At 54.8% G+C, this 19,249-nt stretch carries 15 protein-coding genes and 1 pseudogene; 12 read left to right on the forward strand and 4 right to left on the reverse strand.

The annotated features are described in order from the left end of the window. Window positions 1-88: 88 nt before the first annotated feature. The 4 genes from ACOQH0_RS11640 to adhP all read left to right on the forward strand — a co-directional run bounded on the left by ACOQH0_RS11640 (window position 89) and on the right by adhP (window position 4,496). Window positions 89-574 carry an Hcp family type VI secretion system effector gene (locus ACOQH0_RS11640; RefSeq protein WP_421510386.1) on the forward strand — a complete coding sequence of 162 codons (486 nt, stop codon included), beginning with the start codon at window positions 89-91 and terminating at the stop codon, window positions 572-574. Next, the gene (locus tag ACOQH0_RS11645) at window positions 571-1,053 is read left to right on the forward strand and encodes a DUF2778 domain-containing protein (RefSeq protein ID WP_182945433.1); all 483 of its coding nucleotides are present in this window, start codon (window positions 571-573) and stop codon (window positions 1,051-1,053) included. Before ACOQH0_RS11640 ends, ACOQH0_RS11645 begins: the two co-directional genes overlap by 4 nt. 523 nt (window positions 1,054-1,576) lie before the next feature. Beyond that, a complete protein-coding gene (locus tag ACOQH0_RS11650) occupies window positions 1,577-3,289 on the forward strand; it encodes an ABC-F family ATP-binding cassette domain-containing protein (RefSeq protein ID WP_421510388.1) in 1,713 nt (570 codons plus the stop codon). Between the two features lie 196 nt (window positions 3,290-3,485). Next, a complete protein-coding gene (gene adhP / locus ACOQH0_RS11655; RefSeq protein ID WP_421510389.1) occupies window positions 3,486-4,496 on the forward strand; it encodes an alcohol dehydrogenase AdhP in 1,011 nt (336 codons plus the stop codon). A 43-nt stretch (window positions 4,497-4,539) separates the two neighbouring features. On the opposite strand, the gene ACOQH0_RS11660 is transcribed toward adhP, so the two are convergent. Further along, window positions 4,540-5,046, reverse strand: coding sequence for an RrF2 family transcriptional regulator (locus ACOQH0_RS11660; protein WP_010431354.1), 507 nt, complete (start codon window positions 5,044-5,046; stop codon window positions 4,540-4,542). A gap of 130 nt (window positions 5,047-5,176) precedes the next feature. On the opposite strand from ACOQH0_RS11660, the gene ACOQH0_RS11665 reads away from it, so the two are divergent. From ACOQH0_RS11665 to ACOQH0_RS11695, 7 genes are all read left to right on the forward strand, one after another. Beyond that, window positions 5,177-6,379, forward strand: a complete 1,203-nt coding sequence (locus tag ACOQH0_RS11665) for an NAD(P)/FAD-dependent oxidoreductase (RefSeq protein WP_010431356.1) — start codon at window positions 5,177-5,179, stop codon at window positions 6,377-6,379. 141 nt (window positions 6,380-6,520) lie between these two features. Then, window positions 6,521-8,140, forward strand: coding sequence for a TIGR04028 family ABC transporter substrate-binding protein (locus ACOQH0_RS11670; protein ID WP_010431360.1), 1,620 nt, complete (start codon window positions 6,521-6,523; stop codon window positions 8,138-8,140). A gap of 10 nt (window positions 8,141-8,150) precedes the next feature. Next, window positions 8,151-9,095: an ABC transporter permease gene (locus ACOQH0_RS11675; RefSeq protein WP_256459497.1), complete on the forward strand. Its 945-nt coding sequence runs from the start codon at window positions 8,151-8,153 to the stop codon at window positions 9,093-9,095. Continuing rightward, window positions 9,092-9,943 carry an ABC transporter permease gene (locus ACOQH0_RS11680; RefSeq protein WP_421510390.1) on the forward strand — a complete coding sequence of 284 codons (852 nt, stop codon included), beginning with the start codon at window positions 9,092-9,094 and terminating at the stop codon, window positions 9,941-9,943. Before ACOQH0_RS11675 ends, ACOQH0_RS11680 begins: the two co-directional genes overlap by 4 nt. Then, window positions 9,940-11,547: an ABC transporter ATP-binding protein gene (locus ACOQH0_RS11685; RefSeq protein ID WP_325827311.1), complete on the forward strand. Its 1,608-nt coding sequence runs from the start codon at window positions 9,940-9,942 to the stop codon at window positions 11,545-11,547. Before ACOQH0_RS11680 ends, ACOQH0_RS11685 begins: the two co-directional genes overlap by 4 nt. After that, on the forward strand, window positions 11,544-12,533 hold the full coding sequence (locus tag ACOQH0_RS11690; RefSeq protein ID WP_421510391.1) for a putative FMN-dependent luciferase-like monooxygenase: 990 nt from the start codon (window positions 11,544-11,546) through the stop codon (window positions 12,531-12,533). Before ACOQH0_RS11685 ends, ACOQH0_RS11690 begins: the two co-directional genes overlap by 4 nt. Window positions 12,534-12,543: 10 nt before the next feature. Continuing rightward, window positions 12,544-13,635 carry an alkylhydroperoxidase domain protein gene (locus ACOQH0_RS11695; protein WP_421510392.1) on the forward strand — a complete coding sequence of 364 codons (1,092 nt, stop codon included), beginning with the start codon at window positions 12,544-12,546 and terminating at the stop codon, window positions 13,633-13,635. 5 nt (window positions 13,636-13,640) lie between these two features. Here the strand turns inward: ACOQH0_RS11695 and araJ are convergent, their stop codons facing one another. Together araJ and ACOQH0_RS11705 are read right to left on the reverse strand one after the other, a co-directional pair. Then, a complete protein-coding gene (araJ, locus tag ACOQH0_RS11700) occupies window positions 13,641-14,816 on the reverse strand; it encodes an MFS transporter AraJ (RefSeq protein ID WP_421510393.1) in 1,176 nt (391 codons plus the stop codon). A gap of 268 nt (window positions 14,817-15,084) precedes the next feature. Further along, window positions 15,085-18,195: a sialate O-acetylesterase gene (locus ACOQH0_RS11705; RefSeq protein WP_421510394.1), complete on the reverse strand. Its 3,111-nt coding sequence runs from the start codon at window positions 18,193-18,195 to the stop codon at window positions 15,085-15,087. 215 nt (window positions 18,196-18,410) lie between these two features. Here ACOQH0_RS11705 and ACOQH0_RS11710 point away from each other — a divergent pair. Next, a pseudogene (locus ACOQH0_RS11710) lies at window positions 18,411-18,569 on the forward strand (polyphosphate kinase 2); the annotation flags it as partial. Between the two features lie 17 nt (window positions 18,570-18,586). On the opposite strand, the gene ACOQH0_RS11715 reads toward ACOQH0_RS11710, so the two are convergent. Continuing rightward, window positions 18,587-19,231: a quinolone resistance pentapeptide repeat protein QnrE3 gene (locus ACOQH0_RS11715; protein ID WP_010431379.1), complete on the reverse strand. Its 645-nt coding sequence runs from the start codon at window positions 19,229-19,231 to the stop codon at window positions 18,587-18,589. Window positions 19,232-19,249 lie beyond the last annotated feature (18 nt).

A 19,249-nucleotide genomic window follows, 5' to 3' on the forward strand; every position in this document is an offset into this window, starting at 1 on the left:
AGCATTTCTTGCCTAATAAACAGTTTCTTTTAAAGGTTTAGTAACGTTCCGCATCACTAAATTCATTAATTGAAAAAGGAGTTTTGAAATGGCAATTCCGGCATACCTTTGGCTTAAAGATGACGGCGGCGCAGATATCAAAGGCGCTGTTGATGTAAAAGATCGCGAGGAAAGTATCGAGATATTAGGGTTCGGTCATGGGCTGCATCTGCCAACAGATAACATGACAGGAAAAATAACGGCTACACGCGTTCATAGTGCGCTGGTATTTGAAAAGGAGTTTGACAGTTCTAGCCCTTATTTATACAAGGCCGTGGCAAAAGGCCAAACGCTGAAAAGTGCCGAGTTTAAGTGGTATAAGATCAATGATGCTGGTCAGGAGGTCGAGTACTTCAACATGTATCTGGAGAACGTTAAAGTTGTCTCAATATGCCCGGTAATGCATGACGTAAAAAATCCAGCGATGGAAAAACATAACCATCTTGAAAATATTTCCCTACGCTATGAGAAAATCACGTGGCGGCATTGTGACGGTAATATCATCTTCGCTGATTCATGGAATGATCGTTCATGAACCTCCTGCAGTGTTATTTCCACCTTAACGGCGGTAAGTATGCAACATTGTCTGTGCCCGGTGTGGGTTTTTTCCCTGCATTTTCTGGGAATGGTAATGCAACAAATCGTCCCGAAAGCGCGTCTCTACCCGACATAGGCCCTCTCCCTCCGGGCCGATATTTCATACTATTGCGTGGATTAGGTGGTTGGTATACTCAAACAAAGGACAGTGTCAATGCATTTTTCACGGGTTCCAATCGGAGCGAGTGGTTTGCTTTGTATCGCGATGACGGATTGATAAATGATGAGACTTTTGTGAACGGGATAAGGCGAGGAGAATTCAGATTGCACCCTATCGGACCATCTGGATTAAGTAAGGGATGTATCACGCTTTACAGTCAGAGCGATTTTAAGGTTCTGGCATCAGCCTTGCTTAGAACGGGAGGGCAGCAACTGGGAAACTATATGATTGCTCATGGCGTTGTGCAGGTTTATTAATGAAGGTGGTACTACTGGCACTGCTATGGTGTACGGCAGTGTTTCTTTCACTACTCACACTATATAAAGTTATTCCACCGGAAGCGCAATACTCTTTTGCGGAGCATTTTGAAATATATGGCGACGAATTGATCATGGATTTTGTTCTGTACCTTTTTTTCGGTATAGCCACATTCATTGCGTCAGTTCTCACACTAGCCCTATATGTTTTTATACGAAAAAGATAATCCTGGGCAGCACTGCTGCCCCTCTGTTTGGTATATGCAAAGAAACGTTGTATAGTGATAGTCACCTACAAACTCAAAACATATAAGGAGGCCAATTATGCTGTATCGTGAAATTTTCAATGTTTCACATACATTTGGTGATCGCACCAGCTCAAGCGTTATCGGTATCGTGCTGCGATAACTTCTGCTTGAGCGAAGACACCAACCCCTGAAATCCCTTCTCTCGGGCTTACTGAGTTATCGTCAGCGATGTTTGACGAGGCATAAACATGCCTGTAACTCTTGGGTAAGCAACAATGAGCACTTTACTCACTGCACAATCTTTACGCGTTGATACGGCGTTTGGCACGCTCTTCGACTCACTCTCCTTTACGCTGAAAAAAGGCGACCGCATTGGCCTGCTGGGCGACAACGGCTGCGGCAAAAGTACGTTGCTGAAGGTGCTGGACGGCACAGATTCCCCTGCTGTCGGAACGGTAGCGCTGGCCGGGCACTGCCTGATGGCGCGCGTTGAGCAACATCTCCCGGACGCCATTTTCCCGCTGACCATGCTGGATGCCGTACTCGCACAGCTGCCTTTTGCTGAGCGCGACAGCCTGCGCTGGAAAGCCGAAACGCTGCTGGCAAGCATGGGCTTTACGCCGCAGGATATGATGCTGCAATCCGCAACGCTCAGCGGCGGGCAGCATACGCGTCTGCTGCTGGCGCGAGCGTTGATCCACGATCCGGATCTGCTCCTGCTGGACGAACCGAGCAACCACCTCGATTTACCGACCCTGCTGTGGCTGGAACAATTCCTGCAGAACTGGCCCGGGAGCTTCGTGCTGGTCTCGCACGACAGACAGCTGCTGGATGCCGTCACCAACGGCAGCTGGATCCTGCGCGATAAGATGCTGCACTACTTTGCCCTTCCCTGCACGGCGGCACGCAAGGCGCTTGAAGCAAAAGATGAAAGCGACGCGCAGCGCCACAAAGCGGAGCAAAAGGAGATCGACCGCGTCACCGCCAGCGCCAGGCGGCTGGCAACATGGGGAAAGGTCTACGACAACGAAGACCTTGCCCGCAAAGCCAAACAGATGGAAAAACAGGTCGAACGGCTCAGGGAGAGCCAGACGGTGCTTACGGCGGGCAGTCAGTGGACGTTAACCCTGCGCGGCGACGCGCTGCGGGCAGACCGTCTACTGGAACTGGAAAACCTCAACGTCCCGCCTGCGCCCGGGCTACCGCCGCTGTTTAACATCGAAATGGCACGGCTGAAAAGCGGTGATCGCGTGGCGATTGTCGGTCGTAACGGCTGCGGCAAATCGTCGCTGATGAGGCTTATCTGGCAACAATTTGCCGATGAGCCCGCAGGAAGCGGGCTGAAAATCCATCCGCGCGTGTCGCCAGGCTATTACGACCAGACGCTTAATCAACTGCCGGACTCTGCCACGCTGCTTGACGCACTGGAGCCGTTCGCACCGGATCCGCAGAACCGCAAAATGGCGCTGATAAGCGCGGGTTTCCCGTGGGCGCGTCACGGACAAACCGTCAGCACGCTCAGCGGCGGCGAGCGCTCTCGCCTGCTGTTCGTTGGCCTGACGCTTGCCCGCTATAGCCTGCTGATGCTGGATGAGCCGACCAACCACCTTGATATGGAAGGCAAAGCGGCGCTGGCAGAAACCCTTCAGCAGTTCGAAGGCGGCGTGCTGCTGGTCAGCCATGACCGTCAGTTAATCAGCCAAAGCTGCAACCGTTTCTGGCTGATTGAAGAGGGAACGCTGAGCGAATGGCACGATGCCGAAGCGGTGTTTGAGCGGATGCGTGAAAGCGCGGGTCTGGTAACACCCACCGCGCCTGTCATCGCCACTGAGACAGTTCAACCCTCGCCGTATGACGATCTGCTTGAACGGCTGGTCGCGCTGGAAACGCTGCTGGAAGACGATCTGGCGCGCAAGCCTAAGCATCAAAAACCGCAGCTGCAGGCGCAATGGCGTAAGGAGATTGAGGAGATAGAAGCACAGCTGTAAGTCTGCGCCCGGCGAGCACCTCGCCGGGCCAGCATTTCCCCCCTTAATTATTAGAGGATCGCCGTATTCTTAATCTGAAATCGAATCAAATGATGACATTATGTTGCGGCAGCCTTGCATTACCAGGCTAATGTATTAATCCTTAAGGGGTATTACACCTGCTATGCAGATTCTCATCATGAACAAGGAGATAGACATGAAGGCTGCTGTTGTCACACAGGACCACCAGGTCAACGTTACCGAAAAAACCTTACGCGCGCTAAAGCATGGGGAAGCCCTGCTGAAGATGGAGTGCTGTGGCGTATGCCATACCGACCTCCATGTGAAGAACGGCGATTTCGGCGATAAAACCGGGGTTATCCTGGGCCATGAAGGGATTGGCATCGTGAAGGAAATCGGCCCCGGCGTGAAATCACTGAAAGTTGGCGATCGTGCCAGCGTGGCGTGGTTTTTCGAAGGCTGCGGCCACTGCGAATATTGTAATACCGGCAACGAAACCCTGTGCCGCGATGTGAAAAATGCCGGTTACTCCGTTGACGGCGGCATGGCGGAAGAGTGCATCGTCATCGCTGACTACGCCGTCAAAGTGCCGGACGGTCTGGATTCGGCAGCGGCCAGCAGCATTACCTGCGCCGGCGTGACCACCTACAAAGCGGTGAAAGTGTCTGGAATCAAACCGGGCCAGTGGATTGCAATTTATGGTCTGGGCGGGCTGGGCAACCTCGCGCTGCAGTACGCCAAAAACGTCTTTAACGCCAAAGTCATCGCCCTTGACGTTAACGACGAACAGTTGAAGCTGGCGGCCAGCATGGGTGCAGATTTGACCATCAACTCCCGCAGCGAAGATGCCGCGAAAATTGTGCAGGAAAAAACGGGCGGCGCACATGCCGCAGTCGTTACTGCCGTCGCAAAAGCCGCATTCAACTCAGCCGTTGATGCCGTACGTGCCGGTGGCCGCGTGGTCGCGGTTGGCCTGCCGCCGGAAGCGATGAGCCTCGACATTCCGCGCCTGGTGCTGGACGGCATTCAGGTGGTCGGTTCGCTTGTCGGCACCCGTCAGGATCTGCAGGAAGCCTTCCAGTTCGCCGCTGAGGGTAAGGTTGTGCCGAAAGTGACGATGCGTCCGCTTGAGGATATCAACGCCATCTTTAAAGAGATGGAACAGGGCCAGATCCGCGGCCGTATGGTTATAGATTTACGTTCATAAGCAGGTATCGCCGGGTAGCGGCTTCGCCCTACCCGGCCTACTGTTACGACGAACGCCGGTCCGAAATCCACTCCTGAACCTCAATCTGGAACGTGTCCGGTGCTTTTCGATACATTTTGCGCGCCAGATCGAGGATGGTATGTCGCGCTAACTCCTCTTCCATTCGCTGCTGCGCGCTGTCCATCACCGAACGTACCCCGCACGGACCGTCACATACCCAGGCAGGCGGCGTTTCATCAAACACGACCAGCCGCTGGCGTATCTCCCTACACTCAAACATATTTTTCTCGCCGTCGATGGCGTGCGTTACGTCCAGCACGGTGATCAGCTCCGCCGGGCGCGCTAGCTGAAAGCCCCCACCCTTGCCTTCCGTACTGATGACCAGACCGGCACGCGACAAGCGGGTGAATATTTTACCGAGATAATCGTACGGCACGCCCTGAAGAGCAGCCATCTCCCTGACGCTCATCTCCCGCTCATTGCCCTTCGCATCCACCATGCACATCAGGCTGTGAATGCCGTATTCCACACCGGAACTGTAAAACGCCATGGTTAACCCCAGTTTGCTGTTCAGGCCATTATAACGATTTTTAACTCAGAAAGAAGTTGTCGCAGTTAACTCCGACAAGTATAGTGGCAGTTATGTCAGGTACACAGCCTGGCGATCAAAAGGATCGAGTATGAAAAAGCAAATTCTAATTGTGGGCAGCGGCTTTTCCGGTATGTGGGCGGCGGTCAGTGCCGCTCGCCTGTCGGCGCTGGAAGGAAAAGACAATCTTAAGATTGCCGTGCTGGCACCTGTTCCTGAGCTGCGCGTTCGCCCACGCTTCTATGAAGAAAAGGTATCAACGCTGGTCGCGCCATTGACCGAACTGTTCGCTGAGCTGGATATTGAATTCATTACCGGGCGTGCGGAACATATTGATACTGATGCAAAAAGGGTAACATGGCGGGATAATCAGGGGATAACATCCTCGGTGACTTACGAACGTTTAGTGCTGGCAACGGGTAGCCAGACCAAACGGCTTTCCATTGCCGGGCTTGCCGAATACGCCTTTGATATCGACCAACTGGAATCGGCGCTGAGATTTGAGCAGCACCTGGATTCACTGACTGCGCGCCCTGACTCCTCAGAACGTAACACCGTTGTGGTCTGCGGCGGCGGCTTCACCGGCATTGAGCTGGCGACCGAACTCCCTGCCCGGCTTCGTTCTCGATTAGGTGAAGATACCAGGATTAAAATAATCGTAGTTGAACGCGGTGCAGTTATCGGTGGACGTTACAGCGAAGCCTTGCGTAAAACCATTGAAGACGCAAGCCGCGAGCTGGGCGTTGAATGGCGTCTTAACAGTGAAGTGGAAGCCATCGACGCAAACGGCGTTACCCTAAAAAATGGTGAACGTATTGCCGCCTCCACCGTGGTCTGGACGGCAGGTGTCGAGGCCAACTCCCTCAGCCAGCAGATTGACGGCGAACGTGACAACCAGGGGCGACTTATCGTTACCGAGTCGTTGCAGGTTCCAGCCCATCCAGACATTTATGCAACGGGCGACATGGCTCACGCCAAAACAGACGATGCGGGCAACACTGCGCTGATGACCTGTCAGCACGCGATCCAGCTTGGAAAATTTGCCGGACACAACGCGGCAGCCAGCCTGCTAAACATCGCGCCATATCCTTATCGTCAGGTGAATTATGTTACCTGCCTGGATTTAGGCGCGTGGGGCGCGGTCTATACCGAGGGCTGGGAACAGGCTGTCAAATCCGTCCGCGAGGAGGCGAAGAAGATCAAAATCGCCATCACGAACGAGCTGATTTATCCGCCAGCAGCAGACAAAACGGTCGCATTTGCCGCCGCCGATCCGCTGGCGAAATTCGTTTAGCCTCATTGCCATCGCCCCGCTAACGGGGCGTTTTTATTTTCAGTTTCCGGCAATCCTTATCTTAATTCCTTTGTTCCCTTGTTTTCCCCAGCGCCCGATGATGAATCCGACGCTAACAAGAAGATAACAAAGGAATTCACCATGCAAACCCCATTTCGTCTGCCACTGCTGACGGCGCTGATTCTGGCGACAACAACAGCCTGGGCAGCAGAAGCGCCCGTCAAAGGCGGCACGCTGATCTATCTGGAGCAACAGGCGCACACTAACCTCTACCCGCCCGCCGGCGGCTTCTACCCGAACGGCGGCATCCTGAACCAAATCACCGACAAGCTGACGTGGCAGAACCCGAAAACGCTGCAGGTGGAACCCTGGGTGGCAGAAAGCTGGACCACCAACGCCGATAAAACCGAATACACCTTTAAGCTTCGGCCCGGCATCACCTTCTCCGACGGCACGCCGCTGGACGCCAGCGCCGTAGCGAAAAATTTTGATACCTACGGTTTAGGCAATAAGGCGCAGCGCCTGCCGGTGTCAGAAGTGATCAATAACTACGATCGTAGCGAAGTCATCGACCCGCTGACCGTGAAGTTCTACTTCAAAAAACCATCGCCGGGGTTTCTGCAGGGCACTGCCACCATTGGCTCAGGTTTGGTCTCGCTCAGCACGCTGAAGCGCAACTTCGAAGAGCTGGGTGATGCCCGCCATATCGTTGGCTCTGGGCCGTTTGTGGTTAAAGACGAAAAGCTCGGGCGCGAAGTGACGCTGGAAGCCCGCAAAGACTACCAGTGGGGACCGAAAAACCTGGCGCAACAGGGGCCAGCGAATCTCGACGGCATCAAGTTTATCGTCACCCAGGAGGACAGCGTGCGCGTCGGCGCTCTGCTGGCGGGTCAGGCCGACTTTATTCGCCAGGTGCAGGCGTATGACGAAAAGCAGGCGACCGATCAGGGCTATAAAATCTATGCAGCGCCTACGCGCGGGGTAAACGACAGCATCAGCTTCCGCCCGGATAACCCGCTGGTTTCCGATATCCGCGTACGCCAGGCGCTGCTGCATGCCACCAATGCCAAACAGGTGGTTGAGACCCTCTTTTCGCCTAACTACCCACAGGCGAAGTCGGTGATTGCCGATTCCGCCGCTGGCTTTGTCGATCTCAGCGATAAATTGACCTTTGACCCGGCTAAAGCCAACCGGCTGCTGGACGAGGCGGGCTGGAAAGCGGGAAGCGACGGGATCCGCGCAAAAGACGGTCAACGTCTGGCATTGACGGTATATGAATCCCTGCCGCAGCCGCAAAACAAAGAGGTGCTGCAGCTGGTTGCCCAGCAGTGGCGACAGGTGGGCGTGGCGCTGAGCGTCAAAGCCGGTGACGCAGGCAGCCGCACGCTGGATAACCTTGACCCGCTGAAAACCCCGCTGACCGTCTCCGAAGTGGGCCGCGCCGATCCGGACGTGGTGAAAAGCATGTTCTACCCCGCTAACCGCGACGCGCTGCTGCAAAAAGGCGGCTCCAGCGACAAGGTCAAAAACTTCCGTGACGACAAGCTGAATGAACTGCTGGTGAACATTTCGGCTGAGGTCAATCCACAAAAACGCCTGCAGCTGACGGGAGACGCCCAGCGCTATCTTCTGGACAACGCCTACGTCATTCCGATTTTCGAGGAGCCGCAGGTCTTTGCCGGTGCGCCGTGGTTAAAAGGTGTGAATTTTGAAGCGGTTGGCCGCCCGTCGTTCTACGGCGCGTGGATTGAGAAACACTGAGGAGCTGACGATGCGCCACGCACTTCTTCAACGTCTTGGGCACGGCCTGCTGGTATTGTGGGCTGCCTTTACCCTTTCGTTCGTGTTGCTCCAGGTACTGCCGGGTGACGCGGTGCTGATCAAATTTCAGAACCCGGATCTGGGACTAAGCCCTGCACAAATCGAGGAAATGCGCGTGGCGTACGGCGCGGACAGCCCGCTCTGGCAGCAATATTTTCATACGCTGCTGGCTATGCTGCACGGTGATTTCGGCTACTCCTTGCAGGCTGGCGTACCGGTTAGCGAGCTGATTGCCAGCAACCTGCCGGACACCCTGAGCCTCGCTCTGCCCGCGTTTGTGCTCGCGGTCCTGCTGGCGTTTGCGCTGGCCTTTGCCTCCCGCCTGCCGGGTCTGCGCTGGCTGAGTAATACCCTTCAGTCTCTGCCGGTCCTGTTTATCTCATTACCAACGTTCTGGCTGGGGATTGCCCTCATCCAGCTCTTTTCTTTTCAGCTGCGGCTGATCCCGGTGATTAACCCGACGCCGCTGCAGGGGCTGATCCTGCCGATCGTCACCGTCGCCATCCCGATCTCCGCCCCGCTGGCGCAGATTCTGATGCGCACTCTCGACCAGGTGGCGGCGCAGCCGTTTGTCGCCGTCGCCCGGGCCAAAGGGCTGAGCGAAACCGCCGTCCTGTGGCGTCACGTCACCGGTAACGCCCTGCTGCCGGTCCTGAACATTGCCGGGTTGCTGCTGGGCGAGCTGATTGCCGGGGCGTTGATCACCGAAACGGTTTTTGGCCGCAGCGGGCTGGGACAGCTGACCCAGCAGGCGGTGAATAACCAGGATATCGCCGTGCTTCAGGCCGTGGTGATGATTTCTGCGCTCGGTTTTGTGCTGATTAACCTGATGGTGGATCTGCTGATGCCGCTCTTCGATCCACGCCTGCAAACCGTTACCGGAGGTGCCTCATGAGTCTGGTCGATTACGCTGCCGCCGCGCGCAAACGCGTCCCGACGTGGCAAGGGCTGCAGTGGCAGCCGGGACTTTGGCTGGCCTGGGTAGTCATTATCGCCGCTGCGCTCGCCGCTGTTGCGCCGGGTCTGTTTACCCACTTCAGCCCGATTGAAGGGATTGCCGGGGCGCAGCGTCTGGCTCCGCAGGCCGATCACTGGCTGGGTACCGATCAGCTTGGCCGCGACGTGTACGCCCGCATTGTTTACGGCGCGTCGCATTCACTGAGCGCCGCGCTAGCCGCCGTCACCATGGGGCTGCTGGTCGGCACCGGGCTGGGCGTGGTAGCCGGGGCGTTCGCCGGGCGCGTCGAATCTCTGCTGATGCGTTTTGTTGACGTATTGCTGTCAATTCCGTCCCTGCTGCTTTCCCTGACTGTGATCATCCTGCTCGGTTTTGGCACCGTCAACGCCGCCATCGCCGTGGGCGTCGCCTCGATTGCCAGCTTTGCCCGCCTGGCGCGCGGTGAAGTTGTGCGCATTCGTCACACGGATTACGTCGAAGCGGCGTACGGCAGCGGCGGAACGTTCTTCGCCGTGCTGTGGCGACACATTCTGCCCAACTCGTTAACCGCCGTCCTCGCCTTCGCCACGCTGCAGTTTGGTCAGGCTATCCTGGCGCTGTCCACGCTGAGCTTCCTCGGTTATGGCACTCCGCCCCCCATTCCGGAATGGGGTTTACTGATTGCCGAAGGCCGTAACTATCTCTCAACCGCCTGGTGGTTAACCACTTTCCCCGGCGTGGTGGTCATCGCCGTGGTGCTGGCCACCAACCGTATCAGCCAGCAGTTTAGCGGAGGTCGCTCATGACCGTTCTCTCAGTGGAAAATTTGACGATTAGCTACCGCACCGCTCGCCAGTGGCAAGAGGTGGTGCATAACGTCAGCTTTACCCTCAAACGGGGGGAAATGCTGGCGTTTGTGGGCGAGTCAGGATCCGGTAAAACGAGCACTGCACAGGCGATCATGGGGTTGCTGGCTGACAACGCCCGGCGTGATGCGGGCAAAATCATCCTCAACGGCGAGGAGATAAGCCAGTGGTCAGCTAAACGTCTCGATACCCTTCGTGGTGCGCGGATTAGCCTCGTCCCGCAGGATCCGGGTAATTCCCTCAACCCGGTGAAAACCATCGGTGCGCAGGTGGGTGAAATAATTGAACTACACCAAAAAGTGACCCACGCCCAGCGTCATGAACAGGTGCTCGCCCTGCTGACTAAAGTGGGGTTGAGCCACCCCGAACAGCGCATGAAACAGTATCCTCATCAGCTCTCCGGCGGTATGAAACAGCGCGTGTTGATTGCCATCGCCATTGCCCTGCGACCGGACGTGATCGTTGCCGACGAGCCGACCAGCGCGCTGGATGTGACGGTGCAAAAGCGCATTCTGGATCTGCTGGACGCCCTTCGCCGGGAGTCCGGTACCGCCGTACTGTTTGTAACGCATGACCTGGCGCTGGCCGCACAGCGCGCCGACAGGCTGCTGGTGTTCCGCCACGGTGAAGTGCAGGAGCACGGCGCGACCGTTGATATCGTCCGCGCCCCGCAGCATGCCTATACCCGCCAGCTGTTAAGCGATTTACAGGGCCAGCGTCTGACTATCGCGCCGGTCTCGGGACGTCCGCTGGCCTCGCCTGCCATTCGCGCGCTGTCCATCAGCAAGCAGTTCTCGTTGGGTAAAGGGCATCAGCTGCAGGCGCTGGACGACGTCAGTTTTGACGTCACGCGCGGCAGCACGCACGCGTTAGTCGGCGAATCGGGATCGGGAAAAACCACCCTTGCCCGCATTTTGCTCGGGTTTGAGCAGGCGGACAGCGGGCGGGTGATTATCGATGATATTGATGCCACTACGCTCAGCAGGGAGGCACGTCGACAGCTGCGTCAGAAGATCCAGTTCGTCTACCAGAACCCGTTTGCCTCGCTCGACCCGCATCAGACGCTGTTTGAGATTATTGAAGAGCCGTTGAAAAATTTCGCCCGTCTCAGTAAAGCGGAGCGTAGGACCCGCGTGGAGACGGTTGCGCAGCGGGTGGCTCTGCCGCTTGACGTGCTGGGGCGTACGGCGCGGGAACTCTCCGGTGGCCAGCGCCAGCGCGTGGCCATTGCCCGGGCGCTGATCCTGGAGCCGACCCTTATCGTTCTGGATGAAGCTACTTCCGCGCTGGACGTTACCGTGCAGGCGCAAATTCTGGCGCTTCTCCAGCAGCTGCAGCAACAGCTTGGGCTGACCTATCTCTTTATCACACACGATCTGGCAACGGTTCGCCGCATAGCCCACACCGTCACCGTGCTGCAGGGCGGTAAAGTCATCGAGCATGGCGCCGTTGAGACGTTGTTCAACGCCCCGCAGAACGACTATACCCGCGAACTGATCGACGCTATTCCCCATTTTTCACCCGCTACGGAGGAGTTCGCATGACGCGAAAACGCCTGGGCTTTTTCACTCGCCTGCTTGACGACGCCACGCCAAAGGAGCGCTATCGACTGGCAACCGAACAGATCCGCCACGCCGAACGCCACGGTTTTGACAGCGCCTGGATTGCGCAGCATCACTTTCATGAAAACGAAGGCGGGCTGCCGTCGCCGCTGCTGTTTTTGGCACACGTTGCCGCGCATACCGAAACCATCCGCCTGGGTACGGCCATCATTACCCTGCCGATGGAAAACCCGCTCCGCGTCGCAGAAGATGCCGCCGTGCTCGATTTACTCGCCAATGGACGTCTTGAAGTCGGTTTTGGTTCCGGCGGCACGCCGACCTCTTTTCTGCCCTTTGGCCTGACGTTTGAAGAACGCGGCGCGGTCTTCGCTGACCATTTGCACGCGATCCAAAGCGCCTGGCGCGGGGATTCGCTGACCCATCCGGATAACCACCTTTATCCGCCTGCGCCACAGCTGGCCGACCGTATCTGGATTGCCACGTTCTCCGTCGACGGTGCCGTGCGCGCCGCGCGGGCCGGTCATGGGCTGATGCTGTCTCGTACCCAGCCTCGCCCCGCTGAACAGTTAGATTTAACGCTCGACCAAATCCAAAACCCGATTGTTGACGCCTATCTTGACGCGCTACCCGCCAGTATCGCGCCACGGATCCTGGCCTCACGTACGGCGTTCGTCGCCGACAGCGATGACTATGCGCTGAAGGTGGCGACGCCGGGCTTAACCCGACAGGCGCAACAGCATCGCGCGGCGGGACACAGGGTAGTAGGTGACACTGTCACGGATTATCGCAGACAGTTCGATGCACATATCGGGTCGCCGGAAACGGTACTGAACTCGCTTAAAGCGGACGGCATCCTGGCGCGCGCCACGGATATCTCATTCCAGGTGCATTCGGTAGAACCTTCGCACCGGGACACCCTACGATCGATTGAATTGATTGCAGAACACATCGCCCCCCACATTGTTTGAGGAGACACGTATGGCTTTAAGTCAGGATATTCTCGCCGAACTGGCGGAAATCGTGCCCGGTTCGCCGCTGGCAGAGGCGCGGGCCACGCGGGACGCCGCCACACGCCACGCTCAGGGCAGTTATGAGATTTTATTCAGCCAGCAGGATGCAGCATTTGCGCTGGATGAACGCTTTGCCGTGGCGGCGAAGGTCGCAAAATGGCACAACGCAGAGGCGCTGGCGGCGCACTATGCCGGATTTGGGCTGGCCGATCCGACCTCCGGGCGCCTGACCGCTGCGCTGAACTTTGCCCGTCTGCTCACCTTCTCACCTGTCGACGCCACACCCGGTGCGTTACAGGCGCTTGTAAAGGCGGGATGGAGCAAAGACGGCATTGTCACCCTTGCTCAGCTGATCGCCTTCGTCAGTTTCCAGAGCCGACTCATTGCCGGGCTGCGTTTACTGAATGATAAACCCATTGCGGCCAGCGATACGCCCGTCGTTGCGGGGACATGGCACACCAACACAGCCACTGCCACGGGTAAAGCGGCCCCCGTCGCGTTCACCCAGCAGGAGCTGGGCTGGGAGCCATGGATTGACGCTAAACCTCTGGCAGAATTTAACGATGATGAAGTGGCCATTCTCGCCAAATTTGGCCATACGGAATCTGACTATTTCCGCCTGCTGGGGCGCAACCTGCCGGTTCTGGAACAGCGCACGTTAACGGATAAAGGGATTTTTTACACGCCGGGAGGATTACCGCGTGCTGAACGCGAACTGGCCGCGACGGTAGCCAGTAAAATCAACGGCTGCATTTACTGCGCATCTGTCCATGCGCGCAAAGCGAGCCAGCTGTCAAAGGACAACGGCGCGGTGGAAACCCTTCTGGCCGTCAGGCCGGGACGCGCCCTGAGCGAGGGGCAGTCTGCGCGCTGGCAGGCGGAAATCAACTATGCAGCGGCGCTGTCAGTCACGCCACCGGCCGCCACGCCGGGCCATCTGGCTGAGCTGGAAAAACAGAAACTGGATACGCTTGAACAGCTCGATCTGCTGCAATCCGCCGCGTTCTTTGCCTGGGCCAACCGTCTGATGTTGACCCTGGGCGAGCCCTGGCTTCCCTGAAAAAATCAGGCCAGCGCCCGCGCGTTGGCCTGACGCTTTTTGGCGCAGAGATGGCCATACATCAACAGCGAGGTCATCGCAGCGAAGGACAACAACGCCGCCGGTAACGTGACATAGCTCCAGCTAAAGCCGAGCGTAATCATCATCCCACCAAAGTATGCCCCTACAGCGCTACCCAGATTAAAGGCCATCTGTCCGCCCGCCGCCCCGAGCATTTCACCCCCTTTCGCATTCTGCAGCAGAAGAATTTGCAGCGGTGCGGAAAGTGCAAACAGACCTGCACAGCAGACAAAGCCCATCAACAGCGAGGCCGTTTTCAGTTCGCCAAAGGCAAAAAGCAGCAACAGTGAGGCGACAATGACCATGTCGGTGGTGGCAGCAATGCGCAACGGGCTAAACCGCCCCGAGAGTTTACCGCTCAGCAGATTGCCCAACACCATGCCGAGCCCCATCAGCATCATTATGACGGTCATCATGCCTTCGGAGAAACCCGATACATTGACCATAAACGGCTTAACGAAGCTGAACCACGCGAAGACGCCGGCGTTGCCAAACATGGTAGCGGCGAAAATCAGCCAGGGCTCCGGTTTCTTCAGAAAGTGAAACTGCGCGGTCAATTTGATCTCTGATTTATCGTGCAGAGTGGGCACCCACAGCAACACGGAGAGGATCACCAGCACATCAAAGACAGCAATCAGGAAAAAGGTATAGCGCCAGCTGTACTCATGCCCAAGCCACGTCCCGAGCGGTACGCCGACAAGATTGGCAACGGTCATTCCGGCGATCATACCGGCCACCGCGACCGTGACTTTTCCCGGCGGCGCAATTTTGGAGAGGATTATCGCCCCTACGCCGAAAATCGCGCCGTGAGGGAATCCGGAAATTAAGCGGCCTGTCGCCAGCCCGACGTAAGAATGTGAAAGGCTGAATATGGTATTCCCGATAACGCACATCGCCACCAGGAACAATAATGTTGATTTCAGAGAGAACCGGCTGGAAAACAGCGCCACAATCGGTGCGCCTATCACCACGCCGAAGGCGTAAAAGGAGATCATGTTCCCGGCCGAGGGAATCGAAATCCCGGTGTCCTTCGCCAGTTCCGTCAACACGCCCATCACGCCGAATTCGGCCATTCCCAGACCAAACGTACCAAGCGCCAACGAAAAAATTGTTTTTTTCATACCACGACCACGGGTTAACTATTCGCGACGGGCATTATCAAACAATCTGGTATGGTGAGCCAGTTCAAATCAGTTGGCTGACAGGTTAATCCATTAAATCGGGTGCTTTATCCTACATTTTTTTAATCAGGTCGTTTCATACGGATTAGATTTTTAGCGTTGAGAGAATCGCCACGCGGCATTCTCACAGGGGAACGGGTGCAATAAGGGTAACAAAACTCGGCCAGACAATAAGGTGTAATCCCTTATTGTCTGGCCGATGGCGGGATTAGAAAATGAAAATGCTTTCTTCAATCTTGCTGATTGCAACGCCACGCAGGGTAACCTGGCTGTCAAGATAAGAGACTACCGTGCCGTTATTGGCTGCCTGGAAGTGCAGATCGTCAAAACTCACATTCGAATCGGTGAACATTATCTTGTCTTCCAGGACATTAAAGTCACCAATAATATCCTGACCCGCACTCCCACTGAAGATAAACATATCGTTGCCACCGGAGCCGTACAGGATATCATCCCCAACCCCACCGATAATAGTGTCTACACCTTGTGTACCGTGGACAGTATCGTTACCCGCGCCAGCGTCGATGTAGTTCACTTTATCTTTATCATTATTTCGATCGAGATCGTAGGTATAAATGACGTCCTTGCCACCACCGGACTGAATAATGTTATTTCCGCCATAGGCGTAGATGGTGTCATTCCCATTGCCCGTCACAATGTTGTCATCTGTTCTGCTTGTGTGGATCACATTATTACCGTTACCGGTGTGGATCTGAGTCTCATCTCCACTCCCCGCGCGGCGATTCGCCGCCGTATCGATATAATTATTGCCATCACCCGTGGTAATACTGTCATTACCGCCGAAGGTATGGATCCTCTTCTGGCCGTCATCTACAATCACCGTGTCGTTACTATAGGAAGTCGAGATAATGTCACGTCCTGCACCGCTGATCACGGTTTTACTACGGCCAATGTCGTCGTTGCGATTGCTGGAATAGGCATAGATATTATCGTTACCATCGCCAGTCTTGATATAATCATCACCACCATAGCTGTAAATGGTGTTATTACCCGCGCCCCCATCAATCAGATCGTTACTGGCTCCGGTATGAATATCATCGTTACCGCTGCCGGTGATTACCTTGACCGTATTGCCGCTCCCTTCGGTATAGTTTCTGGCTGTATCGATATGGTTATTGCCGTTACCGGTAATAATGCTGTCATTCCCTCCGTAAGTGCGGATGACTTTATTACCATCCCCCACCATGATTTTGTCATTGCTGTAAGACGTATCGATCACATCGCGGCCATTACCGCTGATGATGGTTTTAGTGACATTGATATCGTCATTACGATTAGCGGCATAAGCTGCAATAAAATTGTTACCGTTGCCAACGGTGATACTGTCCGTACCACCATAGGAATAAATACGTTTATCCCCATCACCACCAATAATGGTATCATCGCTGTCCGAGGTTTGGATGTAGTCTCTACCCGCCCCGCTGTTAATCAGCTTGGTGAACCCCTTGTCCTGTTGACGATTATTAGATGCAGCATAAATGGTATCATTACCTGCGCCAGCAATGATCTCATCATTACCTCCATAACTGCGCACGGTATTATTACCTTCACTTACATCAATAAAATCGTCCCCTTTGGCACCATAGACCGTATCGTTACCTTCACCGGCATAGATGATATGACGCGCATCAGCATCGTCCGTATTGCCATTTTGGGCTGCATGAATTATGTCATTGCCTGCACCGGCAAAAATAATCTCGCTGCCTTTATTACCATAAATACCGTCATTACCCTCATAACCATAAATAATGTCGTTCTGCTCGCCACCGCGCAGTACATTATTATACTGGTTACCATGAATAGTATTATGCTCTCCTGCCCCTTGACCATAAATCACCAGTTGTAATTGAGCGCGATCGGTCAACGCAGTTTCATCACTGATCTGATAATCAATAGCGATCCGTATTGACTCCCCAAAAGCCAAACCGTCATAGGCCCCCTGATGCTCAAAGATATATTGCCCATCGGCGGAAATCTTGATGCGCCCTCCCTGTTCCAGGTCAATCCATTCGCCAACAGCATCTGTGCTATTGCCAACGGCGGACACGTGGATCATCTGCGGGTTATAGTCGCGATCGTTGAGCAAAACGTTGCCAATATCTTCAGTGATACCAGGGATCACGGTCACGCGATCGTCACCGGACTCTGGGGCAACCGGCCGTAACCAGAGGGGGATATAACCCGTGACATCTTCCTGCGAAACCGGGCTACCCATCAGGTCTTTCAGGAAATTAACGGCAAACTGGTACCCCATATAGGAGTATCCTTCCGCATCGAAGTGTACCCGTCCATTAGACGACTGCAGAAAGTGTTGCATACTGAAAAACTCAATATGATCGGAGGCATCGGCCGCCTGCTGCAACTCAGCCTCTATCTGCGGTCCTCCCTGGTATGGAGAGGTACCACTTGCCACCAATTTGAGATCTTCCATAGCAAATTCGTTTTGCATGCGGGCAAGCAAAGCGAGCAGTTTCTGGTCGTAATCATTATGCCGACCATAATCATTTTCCCCTTGAGTCCAGCCAACACCACCGATAAAGGGCGCGTAGCCCTGGTCGGCAACCGACTGCGATGCCTTGAGCGTGTTGGTGAAAACGCGCTCGAGCATGTCTCTATCCAGCCAGCGGTCGATAGAGGTACCACCGGCCGTGACCTTGGTGAAATAGACTTCTGAGCCTAATGCCTGTGTCAGGTTGATCCCCAGGGACAATTCAGAACCCGCCCAGCTTTTCGCTGACCCGGCCCCGAATTCCAGCGGATGGGTGTTTTTATTCGGCGTCAGGCTTTCAAATTGGTTACCAGTCCAGATTTTCACCTGCTCCTGCACGCCGCGCAATTCAGGATCAAAATCGGCGACATCTTCCCAACCGGCCATATTTGACTGCCCCGACAACACGAAGTTATAGCGTGTCTCAGCAATAATCCCCGCGTTGTTTACTCCACCACTGGCGGTTACCCCGACAACAGCAGGGCCTTCGGTATGCATATTGGTGCCAACCACGGCGTTATATTTTGATATACCGTTTAGCTGGGCGCCACCCGAACCTGGGGCGGTGTACTTTTCGGTAGTGATACCATCCGAGTGATATACTACTGCGCTGGCACCTTCACCTAAAATATATTGGTTTTTAAACAGCGCCACACCCGAAGTTTGAATGACTCCGGCAGAGTTCAACAAAACAATAACGCTATTCTCGCCACCTGCATAAACAGCGGTCGCCAGATCCATAGGACTATTCGCAGTCCCTTGCGCATCTTTTGTGCCATCAGCACTTACATAAATCACGTTTAACGACATAGTTCCCTCTACGCTATAGTATTCAGGCTCATTCAACAGCCTTTAATAGCGCTGGAACAATACCAGGAAAAATACCAAAAAAAATTAGTAAAACGTGGATATTATATAGAACGGCGAACGCTATTTCATCGTCCCAACAAAAAATCAGTGGTTTCTTAGAAACTCACTCAACAGAACTTTATTCCAGACGTAAATATTTCAATCACCTGGACTAATACACTCTCGCCCGCGACGCCATATTTAAAGCCGCCGATACCACCTGGGCACCGTGTTTTGTGCCGCGTTCAGAAAATAAAAAACGCGTGCGGATAAATATTATTTCACACCTGCTTAAACAGATCCCGTATAAAGACATTCATGACGACAAGGTGGAGTGAGGCTGTGAATACCGTTAGCCTAAAACAACGATGCCAAGTCGCTCCATCAACTGGGAAACCTGATAGCTGTCCAGTTTGACGCCCTGCAAATCAATACCCCGCACGTCCAGATCACCCAGTTCTGAATTGGTCAGATCGCAGTGGGTAAAATTGGCCGCTCGCCAGTCAAAGGATGAGAACTCTCCCCCAGACAGATCCGAGCCGCTAAAGGTAGCGCCAAGTATCTGCGCGCCGTTCCAGCGGTTTTCCCACAGCTCGCATTTTTCCAGAACCACCTTCGAAAAATTGGCATAGCTCAGGTTGCTTTTTGTGATGTAAGCACAGCAAAACCAGGTACGGGTGGTGATCATGTTCATAAAACTGGCCCCGCGGAAATCGGCCCCTTGCGCCCTGCATTCACGGATTTCGATGCCTAATGCATTTGAATGCCTGAAATCCGCCATCGATAAATCGCAGCTTTTGAAAATAGCATCTTTAAGTTGCGCCCGATTAAAGTTACCGCCCTGCTGGCTTTCCCGGTCATAGAACTGACAGCCGATAAACTCCGAGCTGGTTAAATCCGTACCGGAAAAGTCGCAGTTACGAAAGATTGCATTCTCTATTTTCTCGCCGGTAAAACGGTTACGACCTATTTTTTCGCCTTCAAAAATCAATGCCATGGCATCATCCTGTTTATT

The sequence above is a fragment of the Enterobacter sp. JS8-1 genome (assembly GCF_049187015.1).
In the GTDB taxonomy this organism is placed as follows: Bacteria; Pseudomonadota; Gammaproteobacteria; order Enterobacterales; family Enterobacteriaceae; genus Enterobacter; species Enterobacter mori.

Coding starts and splice junctions, on each gene's coding strand:
- ACOQH0_RS11645 (WP_182945433.1), top strand. CDS start 571: ATGAACCTCCTGCAGTGTTATTTCCACCTTAACGGCGGTAAGTATGCA.
- ACOQH0_RS11715 (WP_010431379.1), bottom strand. CDS start 19,231: ATGGCATTGATTTTTGAAGGCGAAAAAATAGGTCGTAACCGTTTTACC.
- ACOQH0_RS11695 (WP_421510392.1), top strand. CDS start 12,544: ATGGCTTTAAGTCAGGATATTCTCGCCGAACTGGCGGAAATCGTGCCC.
- ACOQH0_RS11665 (WP_010431356.1), top strand. CDS start 5,177: ATGAAAAAGCAAATTCTAATTGTGGGCAGCGGCTTTTCCGGTATGTGG.
- ACOQH0_RS11685 (WP_325827311.1), top strand. CDS start 9,940: ATGACCGTTCTCTCAGTGGAAAATTTGACGATTAGCTACCGCACCGCT.
- ACOQH0_RS11680 (WP_421510390.1), top strand. CDS start 9,092: ATGAGTCTGGTCGATTACGCTGCCGCCGCGCGCAAACGCGTCCCGACG.
- ACOQH0_RS11670 (WP_010431360.1), top strand. CDS start 6,521: ATGCAAACCCCATTTCGTCTGCCACTGCTGACGGCGCTGATTCTGGCG.
- ACOQH0_RS11650 (WP_421510388.1), top strand. CDS start 1,577: ATGAGCACTTTACTCACTGCACAATCTTTACGCGTTGATACGGCGTTT.
- adhP (WP_421510389.1), top strand. CDS start 3,486: ATGAAGGCTGCTGTTGTCACACAGGACCACCAGGTCAACGTTACCGAA.
- ACOQH0_RS11690 (WP_421510391.1), top strand. CDS start 11,544: ATGACGCGAAAACGCCTGGGCTTTTTCACTCGCCTGCTTGACGACGCC.
- araJ (WP_421510393.1), bottom strand. CDS start 14,816: ATGAAAAAAACAATTTTTTCGTTGGCGCTTGGTACGTTTGGTCTGGGA.
- ACOQH0_RS11640 (WP_421510386.1), top strand. CDS start 89: ATGGCAATTCCGGCATACCTTTGGCTTAAAGATGACGGCGGCGCAGAT.
- ACOQH0_RS11675 (WP_256459497.1), top strand. CDS start 8,151: ATGCGCCACGCACTTCTTCAACGTCTTGGGCACGGCCTGCTGGTATTG.
- ACOQH0_RS11705 (WP_421510394.1), bottom strand. CDS start 18,195: ATGTCGTTAAACGTGATTTATGTAAGTGCTGATGGCACAAAAGATGCG.
- ACOQH0_RS11660 (WP_010431354.1), bottom strand. CDS start 5,046: ATGGCGTTTTACAGTTCCGGTGTGGAATACGGCATTCACAGCCTGATG.